Consider the following 19,098-nt stretch of genomic DNA (forward strand, 5'->3'; position numbering starts at 1 on the left):
CGGGGTTCAACCGGGCCCGGCGCCGGGCTGCATGGCCGCCGCCGGCTTGCGTGCCCTCAGCCCGCGCCGGCCATCGCGCGCAGGCCGATGCCGACCAGGTAGGCCAGCACCGTGCCGGTGGCATAGCCCAGCGTGCCCAGCAGCGCGCCGATCGGCGCCAGCGCCGGGTGGAACACCGCGGCCACCACCGGTGCCGAGGCCGGGCCGCCGATGTTGCTCTGCGAGCCCATCGCGAAATAGAACAGCGGCGCCTTGAGCAGCCGGCCCAGGCCCCACAGCAGCACGATGTGCACCGCCATCCAGACGATCCCCAGCACGAACAGCCACGGCCGTGCCAGCACCGCGCCGATGTCCATCTGCATGCCGATGCTGGCGATCAGCACGTACAGCAGCAGCGTGCCGATCTTGGAGGCCCCGGCGCCGTCGAGCTGGCGCGCGCGGGTGAAGCTCAGGCCCAGTCCGGCCAGGGTGGCCAGCAGCACCACCCACACGTAGGGCGAATCCAGGCTGATCCGGTGCGCCCATGGCAACGGCGCAAACCAGCCGGCCAGCGGCACCGAGACCGCATGCGCCAGCCCGACCACGCCGAAGGCCAGCCCGATGATCAGCATGAAGTCGGTCTGGGTCGGGATGCGCGCGTGCTGCGCGTTGTAGGCGGCCAGGCGCTGCTTGAGCGTCTCGATCGCCGCGGTCTCGGCCCCGGCGCGCGCGTCGATCGCCTTGGCCCGGCCGGCCAGGAAGATCAGCACCGCCATCCACACGTAGCCCACGCCCACATCCAGCACCACGAACTGGCCGAAGGTGGTCTCGTCGACCTCGAAGATCTCCTTCATCGCCACCATGTTGGCGCCGCCGCCGATCCAGCTGCCGGCCAGCGCCGCCATGCCGCCCCAGGTGTCGCCGGCGGTGGTTTGCGGATGCACGTGCTGCATCACCCAGAAGGCGACGAAGGCACCGAGCATGATGCTCAACGAGGCGCCGAAGTACATCGCCAGCAGCTTCCAGCCCAGGCCCATCACCGCCTTCAGGTCGATGGTCAGGGTCAGCAGCACCAGCGCCGCCGGCAGCAGCACGCGGCTGGCGATCGGGTTGTAGAGCTGGCTGCCGGTGCCATCGATCAGGCCGATGGAATTGAAGATGCCGGGAATGAAGTAGCACAGCAGCAGCGGCGGCACCACGCCGTAGAACTTCTGCCAGAAGCCCTTGAGCGAAGCGGTCCAGAACACCAGCGCCAGGGTGGCGGCGATCAGGCCGAACAGGACGATGTCATTCTGGATCAGGGCGTGGGAGGAGTCAGGCATGGCGCTCGATGGTAGGGGCCGCACGCGCGCGTGCAAGCACGCCCGGGCGAGGATGGCAGGCAGTGACCTGGATCAATCGGCGCTCAACGCACCGGCACGTCGTAGGCCAGGCGCGGCGTGGGTTCGGGCTGGAAGGTGTAATGCCACCATTCCCTGGGATAGTTGACAAAACCGCGGCGCGCCAACGCTTGCAGCAGCAAGCTGCGGTTCTCGCGCTGCGCGGCGGTGATGTCCGCTGCATCGGTATGCGCGCGCGGGTCGAAGAAATCGAACGGCGTGCCCATGTCCAGCGCATCGCAGCCACCGTCCGTGCAGCGCACCAGGGTCAGATCGACAGTGGCGCCGCGGCTGTGGCCGGAGACGGGCGCCACGTAGCCCTCGGGGATGATCCGCGCCTTGTCCAGGGCCGGGTAGAACCCGGCTTTCATTTTATGGTCGGACAGGTCGTCGGCCCAGCGCACGAAGGCCTGCACCGCGCGCACCGGGCGATAGCAGTCGAACAGCTTCAGGCCCAGGCCCTGTGCGCGCAGGTCGGCCTGCACCTGCGCCAGCGCGCGCGCCACCGGCCGCAGCAGCAGGCACTTGGGGGCCTGGTAGCCGTCCACCGGCGCACCGATGAAGTTGTCCGATCCGGCGTAGCGGATGTCGCGCTGCACCTGTGGCATCAGCGTGGCCACGTCCACCAGGTCGACCTGCGCCGCGTCGGTCGCCGGCGAGATCGTCACCGGCGCCTGTGCCAACGCCGGCGCCAAGGCCAGCAGCGCTAACAGCACCCAGGCGATGCGGCGCGCGCGTGCGCTCACATGCCGTCCTCTTCACCCGCGGCCGGCGGCAGCGGCAAGGTCAGATCGTGCAGGATGCGCAGGTCCTCGGCGTCCAGCGTCTTGCCTTCCATGCCGCGGAAGTGGTGGTGGAACGACTGCACCGCAGCGCCGCGATCGGCCAGCGGATAGCCCAGCGCGGCCAGTGCCAGCCAGGGATCGAAATCGGCCGGGGCCGGCGGCGCATCGGCGCGCGGCCAGTGGCCAAAGCCTGCATCGGCCAGCTGCTTCCACGGGAACAGCGGGCCCGGATCGACCTTGCGGCCCGGCGCCAGATCCTCGTGGCCGATGATCGCCGTGCGCGGAATGTGGTGGCGCTGGCACAGATCGCCCAGCAGCAGGATCAGGCTGTCGATCTGGGCGCGGGCGAACGGGCTGTTCCCGTCGTTGTCCAGCTCGATCCCGATCGAGGCCGAGTTGACGTCGCCGATGGTGCCCCAGTAGCCGGCACCGGCGTGCCAGGCGCGGCGCTCGTCGCTGACCAACTGGTAGCGCTTGCCGTCGGCACCGATCAGGTAGTGCGCGCTGACCGGCCCCTTGCTGTTGGCGGTCTTGAGTGTCTTCAGGCTCTGCGCAACCGAATCCTGGTCGGTGTAGTGGATGACCACCAGCACCGGGCCACGCTTGTTCTGGTTGGGCGATCTTTCCCACTGCGCCAGCGGGTTCCTGTCCGGCAGGCTGGCGCAGCCGCCCAGCACCAGGGCGCACAGCAGCGCGCCGAGCAGGGCCAGGTGGCGGCGCGGACGCAGACATTGATTGCACGGGGTCATGGTCATCAGGAGCTCAGCTTGCATGGAGTCATCGGATGCCCGCGCGGTCACTGCGCCGGGCACGCGCCGCTGCGCTGGAAGTGCAGGTCGCGGTAGTCGTAGCTGAAGTCGGCATCCGGATCGATCGCCGCCAGGGTCAGGGTGACCGCATCACCGGTGCCGGCGAAGCTCAGCCACGGCTCGGCATCGACGCTGGCATCGTCCCAGTCCACCAGCAGGCGCTGGCCCACGCGCATCACCTTGCCATGCATGCGCGGCGACTTGGCCGCGCGGAATTCGGTCTGGTTGCCGGCCGGGCAGAGGCTGACCTGGCCGAACCACGCATCGGTGTACACGCCCTGCCAGCTGCGCGCCTGGTCGGCATGCACCGGCGTGCGCGCAGAAGTGTCCGGCACCGCATCGGGCGAGGTCGCGGTGGCCTTGGCCCGGTCGCCTTCAAGCAGGGCGGCGTAGTGGTCCACGTCCAGCGCAGTGTCGCCGCGGGTGTAGTGCTTGGTCAGCGCCTCGGTCAGGGTGGTGCGCGCGGCCTGCCCTTGGCCATTGATCAGCACCACGAAGCCGACATGGCGATCCGGCAGCAGCGTCACCGACGAATACATGCCCGCAAGCGTGCCGGTGTGCGCCACCCGCCACTGGCCGTCCACGTCCGACAGGCGCCAGCCATAGCCATAGCCGTACAGATGCGTGCCATCCCATTCGCGCAGCTGTCGGCCGATCGGCATCGGCGTATGCAGGGTCCACAGCGCGTTGCGCTGCTGCGCCGAGAGCCACGGCTGCCGGTTGCCATCGTCCAGCCACATGCGCACCCAGCGGGCCATGTCGCGCACGCTGCAGCGGATCCCGCCGGCGGACATCGACGGATTGTCCGGAACCTGCGCGGGGTCCTCGCGCACCACCACGTTGCGCCCGTCTTGGACCATGTGCGGCTGGGCGACGTTGCCCACCGCGTCGCGGTCGAAGGCACCGACCTGGCAACGGGTCATGCCCAGTGGGCCAAACACCTGCTCGCGCACCAGTTGGTCGTAGGGCTTGCCACCGGCGGCGGCGGCCACTTCGCCGGCCACCACGTACATCAGGTTGTCGTAGGCGTAGTGCGCGCGGAAGCTGTGGGTGGGCTGCAGGTGCGCCAGCCCGGCGATGATGTCGGCACGGGTGAAGTCGTTGGGCTCCGGCCACAGCATCAGATCGCCTGCGCCAAGGCCCAGCCCGCTGTTGTGGATCAGCAGGTCGCGCACCTGGATGTTGCGCGTGACCCACGGATCGGCCATGCGGAACTGCGGCAGGTAGCGGGTCACCGGGTCGTCCCACTGCAGCTTGCCCTGGTCCACCAGCCGCGCCAGCACGCCGGTGGTCATGGCCTTGGTGTTGGAGGCGATCTTGAACAGCGTGTCGGCATCGATCCGCTGGCCGCTGCCGGCGCGTGTTTCGCCAGCAGTGCGCAAATACACGACACGGCCATCCTCCACCACCGCCACGGCCAGGCCCGGCAGCCTGTAGCGGGCCATGGCCTGGTCGAACAGCACATCGAAGACCTGCGGCGCCGGGCTGACTGCAGGGGTCTGTGCCACGGCCGGCAGCGCCAGCAGCGCCGCGCACAGCGCCGGCCACAGCCGGCGCGCGGTCCAAAAGAAAAGCTTGCGGCGAACTGGAAACATGCGGGCAACCGGGCAGCGAACCGGCCTGCATCGTGCCGCAACGCACGGCCCGATGCAGACCACCGCGTTCAATAGAATTTGTACTCCAGGGCCAGCGTATAGGCTCGACCGCGCGGGTCGGCCACGCGCGGTTCCCAGCCGGCACCGGCGGCGTAGTCGTTCATGTGCGCGGTGAACGGCGGGTCCTCGTCAAGCAGGTTCTTGATGCCCAAGGTGATGCCCAGCTTGTCCAGGCCCTTGTAGCTCACCGAGTAGTTGTAGGTGGTGTAGCTGGACACGTCCGGATCCCAGTTGGACGGGATGAAGGTGCCGTTGCGCACGCTGACCGGTTCCTCGTCCTTGTAGCCGCCGCGGTAGATCTGGGTCAGCGACTGGGTCCAGTTGCCGCGCAGATAGCTCACCCCCAGGGCGTGTTTCCAGCGGATCGGCAGGCTGTAGTAGCGCACGTACTCGCCGACCAGGTTGTCGGTATAGGGCAGGGTGTCCAGGTCCTTGGTGCGGTAGGTGTCCAGGTAGCTGCCGTTGAGGTGCACGCGCCAGTCGCCGCCGAGCACGTCGTCGAAGGTCAGGTTGACGTCGGTCTCGATGCCGCGCATCAGGCTGCCGCCGGAATTGATGTAGCGCTGGTCGATGGCGGTGATGTTGCCGTTGCCGTCGCGGATGAAGTTGGAGGCGAAGGTGTCGTAGTTGTCCACCAGGGTGTCGATGGAGATGCCCGAGCGGATGGTCTTCTCGCGCTTGATCTCCCACCAGTCCACGCTCATGTTGAACCAGTCCACTGGCGCGATCACCACACCCAGGCTCTTCTGCCGGGATTCTTCCGGGTCCAGGTCCTGCTTGCCGCCGGTGAGCAGGTCGGGCTGGATGGATTCGCAGCCCGGCACGGTCGGCGAGGCCACGCCACCGGGACAGGTCGCCGGATCGGCCAGGTCCAGGCCGGTGTAGGGGCTGAGCGCCTCGCCGTAGAACAGCTGGTTGAAAGTGGGCACCTTGAAGCCGGTGCTGTAGGCGCCGCGGAAGGCCAGTGCGTCGAGCGGCTGGTACTTGAAGGAGACCTTCGGGTTTTCGGTGCCACCGAAGCCCTCGTAGTGGTCGTAGCGCTCGGCCAGGGTCAGTTCCAGCGTATCCAGCAGCGGCAGGTACAGCTCGGCATAGACCGCCTTGGTGTCGCGGCTGACGTTGCGCAGGATGTTGCCGTTGTCGAACGGCGCCAGGTAGATGCCGTCGAACGGATCGTCGGGGTCGCCCTCGCCTGGCTGGTTGCCACCGAAGTCGTATTCCTCGCGGCGCAGGTCGATGCCGGTGGCCAGCTGCACTTCGCCGCCGGGCAGGCTGAAGCCCAGCCCGCCGGAGACGCTGGCATCGATGCTGGTCATGATCGACTCGCCGCCGTACAGGTCGGTGCCATCGGCCGAGGCATCGGCCAGCGCGGCCATCGCTTCTGGCGTCTGCGCCTGGCCCGGTAGCAGGAACGGATTGAGCAGGCCACTGCCCAGCACCTGGCGGAGCTTGGCGGTGTCGTAGTAACCGCCGCCCAGGGTGGAGGTGGATTTGCTCGACGCCCGCGAGATGCCGGCGTTGTAGTCCCAGCTTCCGATCTGGCCCTCGAAGCCCAGCAGGATGCGGTAGGACTTGGTGTTGGTGGCGATCTGACGCTGGCCGCACGCGATGCAGCGCCAGCGGTAGGCGATCGGCGCACCATCGTTCAGCTGGCCGGCGCCGAAGTACGCGGCCAGCGCGTCGTAGACCTCGTCGTAGGCCGCGCCGGTGCTGGGGTAGAACGTGCTGGCATTGAAGACGGTGCCGGGCGAGATCTGGTAGGGCTCGAAGGTCTTCTCCACGTCCACTTCCGAACCGGTGAATTCCACGAACATCCGGTGCCGGTCGGAAATCCTGAAGGTCGCCCGGCCGATGATGTCCTTGCTTTCCACCGGCTGCTGCATCACCGCCGCGGCCGGATAGTCGTAGGCGCACGCATAGCGCGCACTGGCCACGCCCCACAGCACGTGGTCGTAGGGTCCCATCAGGCCGTTGCCGCTGCCGCTTTCGCAGCCGCCCGCGCCGGGCAGGTCGAGCGGGTTGATGTACTGCTGGGTCGAGCGGTCGGCCGGATCGATCAGGCCGTTGCCGATCAGGGTGGGCGTGCTGGCGGGGCGGTTGGCGACGGTCGCATACGGGGTGCCGCGGGTATCGGGCGACAGGCCGCGCTCGGGCTGGAAGGCGTTGGAGAAATCGCGGTCATTGCCGCGCAGGATCTCGCTCTTCCTGTAGCTGAAACTGGCGAAGGCATTCCAGCCATCGGTGTCCAGGTCGCCACCGCCGACCAGCAGGTTGCCGCGATGGATGTTGCCGCCGCCTTCCTCGGTGGTGTCGGTGAACGCCGACAGCGTCAGGCCCCGGTAATCGCTGCGGGTGATGAAGTTGATCACCCCGCCGATGGCGTCGGTGCCGTAGATCGCCGAGGCACCATCGCGCAGCACCTCCACCCGCTCGATGGCGGCGAAGGGAATGGAGTTGAGGTCGACCACGCGGCCCTTGAGCCCGTGCGCGGCCACGCGGCGGCCGTTGAGCAGCACCAGCGTGGCATCGGCGCCCTGGCCGCGCAGGTTGGCGCCGGACACGCCGTTGTTGCCGCGCTGGTCCACGCCGGTGACGATGCCCACGTTGCTGGCCAGGTTGTCCGAGCCGTTGCCGGAGACGTTGAGGTAGCTCATCAGCTGTTCGGCCGAACTGATGCCCTGCGCGTCGATCTCGGCCTTCCCGATGACCGTGATCGGCAGCGCGGTCTCGATGTCGGTGCGCTTGATGCGCGAGCCGGTGACGCTGACGGTGTCCAGCTCCTGGGTCGTCGCCTGCGAGGCCTCGGTGACGGGCTCGGACGTGGCTTGCGCGAGGGCGACCAGCGGCGTGCACAGCCAGGCCAGCAGCGCCAGGGTGAGTGTGCTGCAGCGGGGCAGGCAGGAAACTTCAACGGACATGGTCACTCTCTCCTGGGCCGATGGGTGGATACCTGAAAACAGCTGCGCGTCCGCACCGGCGCTCGAAGCTCCCCTTCCGAACGCGGCCACTGGAGCCGACCATGGTCCGCACCGATTCCTTCCGGTCGACCCCCTGCGCACGGACCGGTCGATGGCCTGGTGCGGTACCGCCGCGACCCCACGCCATGGGTTCACTGCCGATCACAGCGACGCACAGGTCCGGAGAACACGCTGTCGCGTGGCGCATCCCCCGCCACGCTGTGCGGACGCGGTGACGCGCCCGGCAACATCGATGTAACACGGGACGCAGAGCTCGGTCAATAATTTATTCTTGATTTTTTTGAGCTCCCGAATAACTATTCCTGCACTTCCTGGTTGGAGCCCTACGCCATGTCCGGTCAGCCTTCCGCATGGCGACGTGCCACGCGCCCGCCGCACCCGCTCGCTTGGTCGATGCTGTGGCTGGCCTTGCTGGTCGCCACCCCGACCGTGGCCGGCGTGCTCGCCCCGCAGGTACCGGTCGACCCGGTCACTGGCGTGGTGGGCGTGGATCCGCCCAAACTGACCGCCGAGTACTGGATCGGCCGGCAGCCACAGCCTGACCAACAGCTCCTGGACCGCGCCGGCATCGCCGCGCAGAACGCGCGGATGCGGGCCGAGGATCCGGCCATCCACGACCTGCGCGCGCTGCCGGCCAGCATGCCGGCCGGGATGGTGCGCAAGGAGATCCAGTCCCTGTCCGCCGCGCCCACGCGCACGCTCTACGACATGCATGGCCAGGCCCTGGACGCCGCCGCGCTGGATGCGCTGCAGGACAGCCTGGCACTGGAGGCGGTGCCGGCCACGGTTGCGGTGCGCTACGGCCTGGTGACCCAGCGCGCCGACCTGCGCACCTTCCCCTCCACCCGGCGCGTCTTCAGCACCACCGAGAACCACGACATCGACCGCTTCCAGGAATCGGCGCTGTTCCCCGGCGATGCGGTGGCGGTGCTGCACGAGAGCCGCGACCGGCAATGGCTGTTCGTGACCAGCGAGCGCTACAGCGCCTGGATCGAGAAGCGCCACGTCGGGCTGGGCAGCGCGCAGCAGGTGTTCGGCTACGGCGCGCACGGGCCGTACCGGGTGATCACCGGCGCCACCGCCACCACCGTCTTCACCCCGGAACAGCCGCAGGTCTCGCAGCTGCAGCTGGACATGGGCGTGCGCGTGCCGGTGATCGCCGACTGGACCCCGACCACGCCGGTCAACGGTCAGCTGCCCTACACCGGCTGGGTGATCCAGCTGCCGATCCGCACCGCGCAGGGCGCGCTGGCGCTGGTGCCGGCACTGCTGCCGCGCACCGCCGACAGCGCCTCCGACTACCTGCCGCTGACCCCGCGCAACCTCATCACCCAGGCATTCAAGTTCCTGGGCGAACGCTACGGCTGGGGCCATGCCTACGATGCGCGCGACTGCAGCGGCTTCACCTCGGAGATCTACCGCAGCTTCGGCGTGCTGCTGCCGCGCAACACCTCGCAGCAGGCCGTGAGCCCGGCGCTGGACCGGATCGCCTTCAACCAGGGCGACCCGGATGCCAAACGCACCAGTGCGGTGAGCCAGCTGACCGTGGGCGACATGGTCTACATCCCCGGCCACGTGATGGTGGTGCTGGGCCATGTGGGCGCGCTGACCTATGTCATCCACGACACGGCCGGTGGCAGCTGGCTGCGGCCGGACGGGGGGCGCGTGGCCGCCCGGCTCAACGGCGTGTCGGTCACCCCGCTCGAGCCGATGCTGGCCAGCGACACCGCCAGCTACATCGACCGCATCACCAACATCCAGCGCGTGCGCCCCCGGCCGGCGACCGCCAAGCAGGCCGAATGAAGATCACCGATATCCAGCTGGGCATGCTGCGCGTGCCGCTCAAGACCCCGTTCAAGACCGCGCTGCGCATCGTCGATACCGTGGAGGACGTGGTGGTGCTAATCCGCACCGACACCGGCCACACCGGCCACGGCGAGGCAGCCGCCACCGCGGTCATCACCGGCGACACGCTCGGCTCGATCATCACCGCCATCGACAGCTTCATCAAACCGCGCCTGATCGGCCAGGACGTGGCCAACCTCAACCAGCTCACCGCCCTGGTGCAGTCCGCACTGGAGCGCAATACCAGCGCCAAGGCCGCGGTGGAAATCGCCCTGTACGACCTGTGGGCGCAGCGCTACGACGCACCGCTGTACCGGCTGCTGGGCGGTGGCGACCCGGTGATCACCACCGACATCACCATCAGCGTGGACTACATCGACAAGATGGTGGCCGACGCGCGCGCGGCACTGGAGCGCGGCTTCGAATCGCTCAAGATCAAGGTGGGCAAGGACCTGGGCCTGGACATCGAACGGGTCAAGGCGATCCACGCTGCGGTCGAAGGCCGCGCCCTGCTGCGCCTGGACGCCAACCAGGGCTGGACCGCCAAGCAGGCCGTGTACGCCATGCACAAACTGGAAGAAGCCGGGGTGGTGCTGGAGCTGCTGGAGCAGCCGGTCAAGGCCGCCGACATCGAGGGCCTCAAATACGTCACCGATCGGGTCAACACCCCGGTGATGGCCGACGAAAGCGTGTTCGCCCCGCAGCAGGTGTTCGACCTGATCCAGCGCCGCGCCGCCGACATCATCAACATCAAGCTGATGAAAACCGGCGGCATCTCCAACGCGATCCGCATCGCCGACATCGCCGCGCTGTACGGGGTGGACTGCATGATCGGCTGCATGATCGAGTCCTCGATCAGCGTGGCCGCCGCGGTGCACGTGGCGGTGGCCAAGGCCGATGTCATCACCAGGATCGACCTGGACGGCCCGTCGCTGGGCCAGTTCAATCCGGTGGTGGGCGGGGTGCTGTTCAACGAATCGGAAATCAGCATCCCCGATGCCCCCGGGCTTGGCATCCAGGAAATCCGCGGGCTGGAGATGCTGTCGCCATGAGCGCGCTGGGCGCGGTTACCACGGCTCCTGCTCTTGAGCTTGAGCTTGATCCCAATCCTGCTCTTGGTCCTGCTCTTGATCCCGCTCTTGACCCTGCTTTTGCTGCTGCCGTTGACGTTGACGTTGCGCTTGATCCTGCCTTTGCTGACCCGGGGCCCCTCCGCAGCGGCAGGTTCGGCGGGGAAATACCCGAAGGGCGCCACGCACGGATGCGTGGCGTTCGCGGACGGGACAGGATGTCCCATCCGCGAATCCCCGACGGACCTGCGGACCCGCAGCGCGCAGCGCGGAGGGCGCGCAGGCGGGGTGTGCTTTCTTTTGGTTACTTTTCTTTGCACAAGCAAAGAAAAGTGACGCGCGCCCGTCAGGGCGTGAAACGCTCCGGCCTTGGCCTTGGCTCCGGCCTTGGCCTTGGCTCCGGCCTTGGCCTTGGACGCCTGGAGTTGGAAGCGTATTCAAAGGCTTTCACTCCCCTTCGGGGAGCGAGTTACCTTTCTTTGCTCGTGCAAAGAAAGGTAACCCAAAGAAAGCACGCCCCAGGCCTCGCGCCCTGCGCGCCGATGGCGCTCCGGGTCCGCGTCACCGACGGGAATTTTCGGAAGGGGCCTCCTGCCCCTGCCGAAAACGACGCGCATCCATGCGCGTCGCCCCTGCGGGGTTTGGCCCGTCGGCGCCGCCGCTGCGGATGGGGGCCCGGTGAAGCCAACAGCAAGAGCAAGGGCAAAAGCCACAGCCGCAGCCACAGCCGCCGCCGCTGCGGATGGGGACCCGGTGAAGCCAGCAGCAAAAGCAAGAGCAAAGGCAAAAGCCACAGCCGCAGCCGCAGCCGCAGCCACCGCAGCATCAGGCGCCACGTCTGATGCCCCGCGCAGATCACGAGCCCATGCCGCCCCTGGTCAGGATCCGCTCCGAGCGCGACCACATGTCTGCGATCGAGCGGCGGATCGCCGACTACATCCTGGACAACGCCCACCTGCTGCGCGACTACTCTTCCCAGCAGCTGGCCAGCGCGCTGGGCATCAGCCAGTCCAGCGTGGTCAAGTTCAGCCAGAAGCTCGGGTTCAAGGGCTATCCGGACCTGAAGTATTCGGTTGGCCAGGCGGTGGCGCGCGGCAGTGACGGACAGCCGGCATCCAACGACCCGGCGCCGGCCCCTGGCGATGGCTACCAGCAGCTGCAGGATGCGCTGCGCCGCAGCAAGGCGGCGGCCGAGGACGAAACGCGCCTGCTCAACCCGCGCGCGCACATCGAGCAGATCGTGGCGCGGCTGGATCGGGCGCAGAAGGTGTTCGTGTGCGGGCTGGGCGATGACGGTCTGTTCGCGCGCGAGTTCGCCATGCGCCTGTCGCTGCTGGGCATGCTGACCGTGCACCACGCCGATGCGATCCTGATGATGACCAACATCTCGGCCGCGCGGCCGGGCGACCTGATGATCGTGTTCTCCGAATTCGGCAAGCTGCCGCAGCTGTCCCAGCTCTCGCGCACCTTCCAGGACGCCGGTGGCGCAGTGGTGTCCATCACCCGCCACACCGCCAACCCGCTGCGCGCCCACGCCGATGCGGCGCTGGTGGTATCCGCGCACGACCCGGCGCCGCACATCGAGCAACTGCTGTACCGTTCCTCGCTGCAGTACCTGCTGGATTTTCTGTTCGTGCTGCTGTGCCAGACCAACCCCGACCGCGAGCGCCAGCTGGCGGTGAACCTGGAGCGGGTCCAGCGCCTGCTCGATTCCTGACCGCACGCCGGAGTGCCCATGTCGCAGACCGCACCTGTTCCCCGCTTCCGCCGCCTGCGCTGGCTGCTGCTGGCCGCCGCCCTGGCCGCCCTGCCGGGCCTGGCGAAAAAATCACCACCGGCACTGGCGCCGATGCAGCAGGCCCAGCAGCTGGTGGTGGTCACCACCGCCGGCTGGGACGACAACCAGGGCCGGCTGCAGACCTACGTGCGCGAAGGCAAGGACTGGAAGCCGGCGGCGCTGGCCTTTGCGGTGGCAATCGGCAAGCACGGCAGCGCCTGGGGCGAGGGACTGTTCCCGGCGCAGCAGGCCGGACCGCACAAGCGCGAGGGCGATGGCCGCAGCCCGGCCGGCATCTACCGGATCGGTGAGGCCTTCGGCTATGCCGCTTCGGTCGATACCCGGTTGAAGTACCAGCAGATGCAGGCCGGCAGTTGGTGTGTCGACGTGCCCGATTCGCCGTTCTACAACCAGATCGTGGACGAGAAGCAGGTCGGCCCACGCGCAGTGGAAGGCGCCAGCGAGCACATGCGCCTGGACCTGCACAACAATGGCGATGTCCGCTACCGGCAGGGCCTGGTGATCGAGCACAACCCCAAGGCCATCCCTGGGCGCGGCAGCTGCATCTTCGCCCATCTGTGGCGCAGCCCGGGCGAGGCCACCGCCGGCTGCACGGCGATGGCCCCAGCCAGCATGGAAGCGCTGCTGGCCTGGCTGGATCGGTCCAGGCAGCCCTTGTTCGTGCTCTTGCCCAGGGCCGAATACATCCGCCTGCAGCACGCCTGGTCGCTGCCGCTGCTGACCGCCGGATCGCAGCGGTGAGCGCGCCGGCGCCGGGCGAAGGCGAGCTGGTCCGCGCGGTCAGCCGCTGGCAGATCGTCGGCCTGTCGATCAATGACGTGATCGGCAGCGGCATCTACCTGCTGCCGGCGGCCACGGTCGCGCTGCTGGGTCCGCTGAGCCTGTGGGCGGTGCTGCTGGCCGGGGTGGCAGTGACCCTGCTGGTGCTGTGCTACGCACAGGCGGCCAGCTATTTCGACCAGCCCGGCGGCAGCTATCTGTATGCACGCGAGGCCTTCGGCCGCTATGCCGGGTTCCAGGTCGGCTGGATGATCTGGCTGACCCGCATCAGCTCGGCCGCGGCGCTGGGCAATGGCCTGGCCGATGCAGTCTCGCGCTTCTGGCCGGCCGCGGGGGCGGGCGGGTGGCGGCTGCTGGTGGTGGTCGGTTCGCTGGCGCTGCTGACCGGCATCAACGTGATCGGGGTGCGCTCGGCTGCGCGCACCGGCGTGGTGCTGGTGATCGCCAAGCTGGTGCCGCTGCTGTTGTTCGTGGTGGTCGGATTGTTCTTCATGGACTGGTCGCTGGCCTTCGCCGGGACCGCGCCCGACCTGGGCGACCTGCCCAACCTGGGCCAGGCGGCGTTGCTGCTGCTGTTCGCCTATGCCGGCTTCGAGAACATCCCGGCCGCCGCCGGCGAGTTCCGCAACCCGCGCCGCGACGTGCCGTTCGCGCTGATCACCATGATCGCCCTGGTGACGCTGATCTACGCGGCGGTCCAGGTGGTGGCGATGGGCACCCTGCCGGGCCTGGCGCAATCGGCCACGCCGCTGGCCGATGCGGCGGCCCGGTTCGGCGGCGAGGGGCTGGCGCTGGTGCTGACCATCGGCGCGGTGGTGTCGATCTTCGGCACCACCAGCAACACGGTGATGCTGGGCCCGCGCTTCCTGTTCGCGCTGGCCAGGGACGGGTTCGGGCCGAAGTTCCTGGCCTGGGTGCATCCGCGCTTCCGCACGCCGGCCGCCGCGATCCTGGTCCAGGGCGTGCTGTCGGTGGCGCTGGCGCTGTCCGGCTCGTTCGAGAAGCTGGCGCTGCTGTCGATGGTCACTCGCCTGCTGGCCTACATCGGCACCGCTGCGGCGGTGCTGGTGCTGGCCCATCGCCGGCGCGACAACCCCAATGCCCTGCGCCTGCCGGGCGGACCGCTGGTCCCGATCCTGGCCCTGCTGCTGTCGCTGGGCCTGCTGGGCAGCGCCAGCGCCCCCAACCTGCTGGCGGTGGCCGCCGCAGCCCTGGTGGGCACGGTGATCTACCTGTTCCCGCGCAAGGCAGAAACCTAGCAGCCTGTCGGACTTTGGCCGGCCTGGCTGTGCACAAAGCCACGCAACTGTCATGGCAGCTTCATCTGGAGCGGTGACGCTGGATGCACGCCTCTCTTCGCCGCCGCCATGCAACCGCGCAAGACCGCCCTGGCCCACGCCGCCCTGCAGACCCACCGTGCAGGCCTGGACATGCGCCAGCGCCGGGTCCTGATCATGGCAGACGGCCAGCGCTCGCTCGGCGAACTCAGCCAGCTGCTCGGGCCGGAAACCGCGCAGCAGGTGGCCGCGCTGATCCGCGATGGCTACTTGACCGCGGACGCCGAGCCCACGCTTCACGAGGCCCTGGCCACCCCGCAGGCCGCGCCTGCAGCGCCGCCACCGGCACCGGCCGCGCCTGCTTCCCATCGGCGCTCGCTGGTGGCCGCGCGACTCTATCTGCTGGGCATGCTGGAACTGCAGCGTGATCCGGCCGCGCAGCGCCTGCATCAGCAATTGCAACGCACGACCGACGAATACCCGGCGGTCGAGGTCATGCTCGAAGCGCTGACCCTGTTGCCACAACTCACCTCGCCCGGCTATGCCCAGCGTGTGCAGACCCGCCTGAGCGAAGTCCTGCCCGAGGAACATCTGCCGGCGCTGGCCCGCATCGGCCTGGCGCTGGAAGACTGAGGCTCAGCGCGGCGGCTGGAAATTGCGCTTCAGCCCGGCCCAGCACTGCTGGTAATCGCGCTGCCGATGGGGCGCCTGCAGCGCCTGGCGCGTGGGGCGCAGCACCGCACGGGTTTCGAACATGAAGGCCATGGTGTCGGTGATGACATCGGGCCTGGACAGGTCGGCATGCGAGGCCCTCTCGAAGGTGGCCGCATCCGGCCCGTGCCCACTCATGCCGTTGTGCAGCGACGCCCCGCCCGGCGCGAAGCCTTCGGCCCTGGCGTCGTAGGCGCCGTGCACCAGGCCCATGAACTCGCTGGCCACGTTGCGGTGGAACCACGGCGGCCGGAAGGTGTCCTGCGCCACCAGCCAGCGCGGCGGGAAGATCACCAGATCCAGGTTGGCCGTGCCCGGCGTGTCGCTGGGCGAGGTCAAGACGGTGAAGATCGAAGGATCGGGATGATCGAAGCTGATCGAGCCGATCGTGTTGAAGCGGCGCAGGTCGTAGCGATACGGCGCGCAGTTGCCGTGCCAGGCCACCACATCCAGCGGGCCGTGGCCGATGTCGGCGCGCCACAGGTGGCCCTGGAACTTGGCGATCAGTTCGAAGTCGCCTTCCACGTCTTCGTAGGCCGCCACCGGTGTTTGGAAATCGCGCGGATTGGCCAGGCCGTTGGCACCGATCGGCCCCAGTTCCGGCAGGCGCAGCGGCGCGCCGAAGTTCTCGCACAGATAGCCGCGGGCCTGGCCATCGGGCAGCATCAGCGCAAGGCGGATGCCGCGCGGGATCACCGCCACCTGCTGCGGCTCGACTTCGAGCACGCCCAGTTCGGTGGCGATGCGCAGCCGGCCCAGCTGCGGCACGATCAGCAGCTCGGCATCGGCGTTGTAGAACCAGCGCCCGGCCATGTCGCGGTTGGCCGCGTACAGATGGATGCCCACGCCGTGCTGGCTTTCCGCCGAGCCATTGCCGGCCATGGAGACCAGGCCTTCGATGAAATCGGCCGGCGCCTGCGGCAACGGCAGCGGCGACCAGCGCAGCTGGTCCGGACTCACCGGCCCATCGCCGAACACGTTGTGGAACCGCGCCGCGCCATCGAAAGCCGCGAACGGGCCATGTATCGCCGCCGGCCGGATCCGGTACAGCCAGCTGCGCCGGTTGTCGGCGCGCGGCGCAGTGAACGCGGTGCCCGACAGTTGCTCGGCATACAGCCCCAAGGCCACCTGCTGCGGCGAATTGCGCCCGACCGGCAACGCCCCGGCAATCGCCTCGCTGGCGAAGTGATTGCCGAAGCCGGTCATGTACTGATTCGAATCCATGGACTTTCCCGCCATGCGTGTTCCCGCGATGCGCTAAAGCCCCTCTCCCACCGGGAGAGGGGTTGGGGTGAGGGTGCGACCGCAGGCGCAATGCCAGATCGCCCCGACGACCGCTTCGACCTGAAGCAATACCTCGTTGTCCCAGAAGCGCGCCACCGTCCAACCCTGAGATTCCAGAAACTTGGTCCGCGTTTCATCGGCCTGTTGAGAATGCTGGCTTCCATCAAGCTCGATGATGAGCTTGAGTTCGATACAACAGAAATCAGCGATGTATGGCGGAACAGGATGCTGGCGACGGAACTTCAAACCTTCCAGCCGACTGCCGCGCAGGTGCTTCCAAAGCAAGCGCTCGGCATCGGTCATTTCGCGTCGCAGGGTTCTTGCGTGATCCAAGGTGCGCGCAGGAAGCGGCGGTTTGATGTGATCCGGCATCGGCAGACGTCCTGTCTGGTGGATTGGGTGGAGCATAGCGCTGGTTACCATCCGGACTTCGCCGGACCCTCACCCCAACCCCTCTCCCGACGGGAGAGGGGTTCAAGCCTTACAGCACGCCACGCTTGATCTGGTCGCGCTCGATGCTTTCGAACAGCGCGGTGAAGTTGCCTTCGCCGAAACCCTGGTTGCCCTTGCGCTGGATGATCTCGAAGAAGATCGGCCCGATCGCGTTCTGGGTGAAGATCTGCAGCAGCTTGCGCTGGCCGGTTTCGGCGTCGGCATCGATCAGGATCCGGTTGCGCGCCAGGCGCGCCAGGTCCTCGCCGTGGTCGGGGATGCGCTGCTCGATCACCTCGAAGTAGGTGTCCGGGGTCTCCAGGAATTCCACCCCCGCCGCGCGCATCGCTTCGACGGTGGTGTAGATGTCCTCGGTGAAGCAGGCGATGTGCTGGATGCCCTCGCCCCTGTACGTATCCAGGTACTCGTTGATCTGCGACTTGGGATCGTGCGATTCGTTGAGCGGGATGCGGACCATGCCATCGGGGGCGGTCATCGCCTTGGACAGCAGCCCGGTCTTGGCGCCCTTGATGTCGAAGTAGCGGATCTCGCGGAAGTTGAACAGCCGCGCGTAGTAATCGGCCCACTGGGCCATGTTGCCGGGATAGAGGTTGTGGGTAAGATGGTCGATGAAGGTCAGGCCGAAGCCCTTCGGCATGCGCTCCACGCCGTCCAGGAATTGGTAGTCCGGATCGTGGATGGTGCCGGCGCTGTCGTAGCGGTCGACGATGTACAGCATGCAGCCGCCGATGCCCTTGATCACCGGTGCCGCCACCGCCTTGGTCAGCTCGCGCTCGCCGATCTGTTCGGCGCCGTTCTTCAGCGCCTGCACGCGTACCCACTCGGCCAGCTTGTTGACCCGGATGGCGAAGCCGCAGGCGCCGGGCCCGTGCTGGGCGGCGAAGTCGGCGGCGAACGAATCCGGGTCCTCGTTGATCAGCAAGGTGCAGTCGTTCTGCCGGTAGGTGCTGATCGCCCGGGTCCGGTGCCGGGCCACCTGGGTGAAGCCAAGCCTGCGCAAGTAGTCGTGCAGCTGGTCACCCTGGCCGGCCGGCGCGGAAAACTCGACGAATTCGAAGCCGTCGATCCCCATCGGGTTGTCGAACGTGGCATCTTTCACATCCGTTCCGGGGGCCTGCATGGACCGTTGGGCACTCATGGAAACTTCTCCCACCTTGCAGAGGAACTTGCGGCAGCATAGTTTCACATGAAACAAGCACACACGCCGCAGCGCACCATGAAGCAGCCCGACGCCCTCCCCCCAGCCCAGCCGCTGACCCTGCAGCTGGAAACCTTCATCCCCTATCAGCTGAGCGTGCTGTCCAACCGCGTCAGCCAGGCGATCTCGGCCGAGTATTACCGGCGCTTCGGCCTGGTGATGACCGAGTGGCGCACGATGTGCGTGCTGGGCCGCTTTCCGGGCCTGTCGGCCAGCGAGGTCGCCGAACGGACCGCCATGGACAAGGTCGCCGTCAGCCGCGCGGTCGCCCGCCTGCTGGAGCGCGAACTGGTCAGCCGCGACATCCACGGCGACGACCGCCGCCGCTCGGTGCTGGCGCTGTCGGCCAAGGGCCAGGCCATGCACGACCAGGTGGCCCCCCTGGTGCTGGCCTGCGAACAGCGGCTGCTTTCGGTCCTGGATGAAGAGGAACTGGCCCAGCTGCACACACTGATCGGGCGCCTGGGCGGCGAAGGCATGAACCGGCTGCTGTCCGGGCTGCAGGGCATGCCGATGAGCCCGGTGTCCTCGGCCCAGGTCAATCCGCCGCCGGCCTGAACCGGGCCAGGACCGGCCGGTCAGCTGCGCGTTTCGCTGCGCAGCCCGGTGCCAGCGGCATCGGGCCCTGCCAGTTCACCCTGTCCGGCCAGGCCAACCTGATCGTCGCGCAATGTCTCCAGGTGCATCAGACGCCCGATCAATGGGGCGATCACCAGCATGACCACGCCGACCACGATCGCAGTCCAGCCCACGGTCGAGTACACGCCCATCACCACCTCGCGCGGATCGGCGCCGTCGGCCCCTTCCGCGCCGGTCGCTGCGGCAATCAGGCCGGCGGCGAAATTGCCGGTGGCCGAGGCAAAAAACCACATGCCCATGATCAGGCTGGCCATGTTTGCCGGCGACAGCCGGTTCATGGCCGACAGGCCAACCGGCGACAGGCACAGCTCGCCGGTGGTATGCAGCAGGTAGTGTAGTGTTCCATTCTGTTTGGAACTTAAGCGCTGATTGGCGCGGATCACCTTCTGCAGGATGTCGCGGGCGCTTCTGGTCCAGATGAACGGCTTGGGTTTGGTGTTGTGATGCGCCAGGTACTC

16 protein-coding genes are annotated in these 19,098 nt (G+C 67.9%); 7 read left to right on the forward strand and 9 right to left on the reverse strand.

Annotated features, from left to right (window positions below):
• Nucleotides 1-56: 56 nt before the first annotated feature.
• The 5 genes from D9R12_RS05110 to D9R12_RS05130 all read right to left on the reverse strand — a co-directional run bounded on the left by D9R12_RS05110 (nt 57) and on the right by D9R12_RS05130 (nt 7,525).
• Nucleotides 57-1,301, reverse strand: a complete 1,245-nt coding sequence (locus tag D9R12_RS05110) for a DUF819 family protein (protein ID WP_122228730.1) — start codon at nt 1,299-1,301, stop codon at nt 57-59.
• An 83-nt stretch (nt 1,302-1,384) separates the two neighbouring features.
• Nucleotides 1,385-2,104, reverse strand: a complete 720-nt coding sequence (locus D9R12_RS05115; protein WP_122228732.1) for a M15 family metallopeptidase — start codon at nt 2,102-2,104, stop codon at nt 1,385-1,387.
• The gene (locus D9R12_RS05120) at nt 2,101-2,916 is read right to left on the reverse strand and encodes an N-acetylmuramoyl-L-alanine amidase (protein WP_425479045.1); all 816 of its coding nucleotides are present in this window, start codon (nt 2,914-2,916) and stop codon (nt 2,101-2,103) included. Before D9R12_RS05120 ends, D9R12_RS05115 begins: the two co-directional genes overlap by 4 nt.
• A gap of 23 nt (nt 2,917-2,939) precedes the next feature.
• Nucleotides 2,940-4,547 (reverse strand): serine hydrolase domain-containing protein, encoded by a 1,608-nt coding sequence (locus tag D9R12_RS05125; protein WP_122228736.1) that lies wholly within the window; start codon nt 4,545-4,547, stop codon nt 2,940-2,942.
• A gap of 68 nt (nt 4,548-4,615) precedes the next feature.
• Nucleotides 4,616-7,525, reverse strand: a complete 2,910-nt coding sequence (locus D9R12_RS05130) for a TonB-dependent receptor plug domain-containing protein (RefSeq protein ID WP_122228738.1) — start codon at nt 7,523-7,525, stop codon at nt 4,616-4,618.
• Nucleotides 7,526-7,978: 453 nt separating this feature from the next.
• Between D9R12_RS05130 and D9R12_RS05135 the strand changes: the two genes are divergently transcribed.
• The 6 genes from D9R12_RS05135 to D9R12_RS05165 all read left to right on the forward strand — a co-directional run bounded on the left by D9R12_RS05135 (nt 7,979) and on the right by D9R12_RS05165 (nt 14,988).
• Entirely contained in the window at nt 7,979-9,388 is a 1,410-nt protein-coding gene (locus tag D9R12_RS05135) for a C40 family peptidase (protein WP_122228740.1), read from the forward strand.
• The gene (locus D9R12_RS05140) at nt 9,385-10,482 is read left to right on the forward strand and encodes a dipeptide epimerase (RefSeq protein ID WP_122228742.1); all 1,098 of its coding nucleotides are present in this window, start codon (nt 9,385-9,387) and stop codon (nt 10,480-10,482) included. Before D9R12_RS05135 ends, D9R12_RS05140 begins: the two co-directional genes overlap by 4 nt.
• An 883-nt stretch (nt 10,483-11,365) precedes the next feature.
• Complete coding sequence (locus D9R12_RS05150; protein WP_122228744.1) at nt 11,366-12,217, forward strand: MurR/RpiR family transcriptional regulator; 852 nt, start codon at nt 11,366-11,368, stop codon at nt 12,215-12,217.
• An 18-nt stretch (nt 12,218-12,235) separates the two neighbouring features.
• The gene (locus tag D9R12_RS05155; protein WP_122228746.1) at nt 12,236-13,039 is read left to right on the forward strand and encodes a L,D-transpeptidase family protein; all 804 of its coding nucleotides are present in this window, start codon (nt 12,236-12,238) and stop codon (nt 13,037-13,039) included.
• Complete coding sequence (locus D9R12_RS05160) at nt 13,036-14,337, forward strand: APC family permease (protein WP_122228748.1); 1,302 nt, start codon at nt 13,036-13,038, stop codon at nt 14,335-14,337. The genes D9R12_RS05155 and D9R12_RS05160 overlap by 4 nt, the downstream gene beginning before the upstream one ends.
• A 108-nt stretch (nt 14,338-14,445) precedes the next feature.
• Nucleotides 14,446-14,988, forward strand: coding sequence for a hypothetical protein (locus D9R12_RS05165; RefSeq protein WP_122228751.1), 543 nt, complete (start codon nt 14,446-14,448; stop codon nt 14,986-14,988).
• A 3-nt stretch (nt 14,989-14,991) separates the two neighbouring features.
• Here the strand turns inward: D9R12_RS05165 and hmgA are convergent, their stop codons facing one another.
• The 3 genes from hmgA to hppD all read right to left on the reverse strand — a co-directional run bounded on the left by hmgA (nt 14,992) and on the right by hppD (nt 17,923).
• Nucleotides 14,992-16,290, reverse strand: a complete 1,299-nt coding sequence (gene hmgA, locus D9R12_RS05170) for a homogentisate 1,2-dioxygenase (RefSeq protein WP_122228753.1) — start codon at nt 16,288-16,290, stop codon at nt 14,992-14,994.
• A 33-nt stretch (nt 16,291-16,323) separates the two neighbouring features.
• Nucleotides 16,324-16,722, reverse strand: coding sequence for an endonuclease domain-containing protein (locus D9R12_RS05175; protein WP_122228755.1), 399 nt, complete (start codon nt 16,720-16,722; stop codon nt 16,324-16,326).
• A 109-nt stretch (nt 16,723-16,831) separates the two neighbouring features.
• On the reverse strand, nt 16,832-17,923 hold the full coding sequence (hppD, locus tag D9R12_RS05180) for a 4-hydroxyphenylpyruvate dioxygenase (RefSeq protein WP_014161951.1): 1,092 nt from the start codon (nt 17,921-17,923) through the stop codon (nt 16,832-16,834).
• A gap of 66 nt (nt 17,924-17,989) precedes the next feature.
• Between hppD and D9R12_RS05185 the strand changes: the two genes are divergently transcribed.
• Complete coding sequence (locus D9R12_RS05185; protein ID WP_425479047.1) at nt 17,990-18,559, forward strand: MarR family winged helix-turn-helix transcriptional regulator; 570 nt, start codon at nt 17,990-17,992, stop codon at nt 18,557-18,559.
• Between the two features lie 20 nt (nt 18,560-18,579).
• Here the strand turns inward: D9R12_RS05185 and D9R12_RS05190 are convergent.
• Nucleotides 18,580-19,098: POT-type proton-dependent oligopeptide transporter (locus tag D9R12_RS05190; protein ID WP_147475049.1), on the reverse strand; the 519-nt coding region annotated here is incomplete at its 5' end.

Source organism: Pseudoxanthomonas spadix (assembly GCF_003703395.1).
GTDB lineage: Bacteria > Pseudomonadota > Gammaproteobacteria > Xanthomonadales > Xanthomonadaceae > Pseudoxanthomonas_A > Pseudoxanthomonas_A spadix.

What these genes read in the sequence shown, in the direction of transcription:
- D9R12_RS05110 (WP_122228730.1), bottom strand. Translation starts at nt 1,301, where the DNA reads ATGCCTGACTCCTCCCACGCCCTGATCCAGAATGACATCGTCCTGTTC.
- D9R12_RS05120 (WP_425479045.1), bottom strand. Translation starts at nt 2,916, where the DNA reads ATGCAAGCTGAGCTCCTGATGACCATGACCCCGTGCAATCAATGTCTG.
- D9R12_RS05125 (WP_122228736.1), bottom strand. Translation starts at nt 4,547, where the DNA reads ATGTTTCCAGTTCGCCGCAAGCTTTTCTTTTGGACCGCGCGCCGGCTG.
- D9R12_RS05130 (WP_122228738.1), bottom strand. Translation starts at nt 7,525, where the DNA reads ATGTCCGTTGAAGTTTCCTGCCTGCCCCGCTGCAGCACACTCACCCTG.
- D9R12_RS05135 (WP_122228740.1), top strand. Translation starts at nt 7,979, where the DNA reads ATGCTGTGGCTGGCCTTGCTGGTCGCCACCCCGACCGTGGCCGGCGTG.
- D9R12_RS05140 (WP_122228742.1), top strand. Translation starts at nt 9,385, where the DNA reads ATGAAGATCACCGATATCCAGCTGGGCATGCTGCGCGTGCCGCTCAAG.
- D9R12_RS05150 (WP_122228744.1), top strand. Translation starts at nt 11,366, where the DNA reads ATGCCGCCCCTGGTCAGGATCCGCTCCGAGCGCGACCACATGTCTGCG.
- D9R12_RS05155 (WP_122228746.1), top strand. Translation starts at nt 12,236, where the DNA reads ATGTCGCAGACCGCACCTGTTCCCCGCTTCCGCCGCCTGCGCTGGCTG.
- D9R12_RS05165 (WP_122228751.1), top strand. Translation starts at nt 14,446, where the DNA reads ATGCAACCGCGCAAGACCGCCCTGGCCCACGCCGCCCTGCAGACCCAC.
- hmgA (WP_122228753.1), bottom strand. Translation starts at nt 16,290, where the DNA reads ATGGATTCGAATCAGTACATGACCGGCTTCGGCAATCACTTCGCCAGC.
- D9R12_RS05175 (WP_122228755.1), bottom strand. Translation starts at nt 16,722, where the DNA reads ATGCCGGATCACATCAAACCGCCGCTTCCTGCGCGCACCTTGGATCAC.
- hppD (WP_014161951.1), bottom strand. Translation starts at nt 17,923, where the DNA reads ATGCAGGCCCCCGGAACGGATGTGAAAGATGCCACGTTCGACAACCCG.
- D9R12_RS05185 (WP_425479047.1), top strand. Translation starts at nt 17,990, where the DNA reads ATGAAACAAGCACACACGCCGCAGCGCACCATGAAGCAGCCCGACGCC.